The sequence below is a fragment of the Mucilaginibacter sp. P4_E8 genome (assembly GCF_056401495.1).
In genome coordinates, this window is record NZ_JBFUJG010000460.1 from 1 (window position 1) to 506 (window position 506).

Consider the following 506-nt stretch of genomic DNA (forward strand, 5'->3'; position numbering starts at 1 on the left):
ATTCAGAGCGTTTTAAACCAATATGTTTCACCAGTTCAAAATCAGAATCAGTTAATACCTTACCAATAGTTGAAACATCATTTGAAAACCTGTTGGGTTGAATATTAAATGTATTGCCTGAAGCAATAGGGGTTAACAATTTATCACCATCTGGTAAAGGTTGTAAACCATCAATTTTTCTTAACTCATTTATAGTATAAACTTTCTCTCTGGTTGTAGTTTCCAGTGTTGTTGAGAACAAAGAAGATTTATCTTTAAATTCGATTACGGGTAACTGTGCATCAGAAAATAATCTATTTAATCCTGATTCAATTACATTTCTGGTTTGCTTAACCCAAGTCTGTTTGAATAATTCAAATTGAATTTCTAACTCAGCACCATTACCACCTAATGAACCTTCAGTTTCAACACCAAAAAGTAAACGTGTAGCACTATGGGATTGAAGAATACTATTTTCTATTTTCTTAACAACCTCAACTAACTTAGTTGAATAATCAGCGGTAGAT

1 protein-coding gene is annotated in these 506 nt (G+C 31.8%); it reads right to left on the minus strand.

All coding sequences use genetic code 11. The features are described 5' to 3' along the window. Positions 1–506, minus strand: a 506-nt coding sequence (locus tag AC1DRQ_RS32095; protein ID WP_477430300.1) for a hypothetical protein, incomplete at both ends; no start/stop codon positions are given.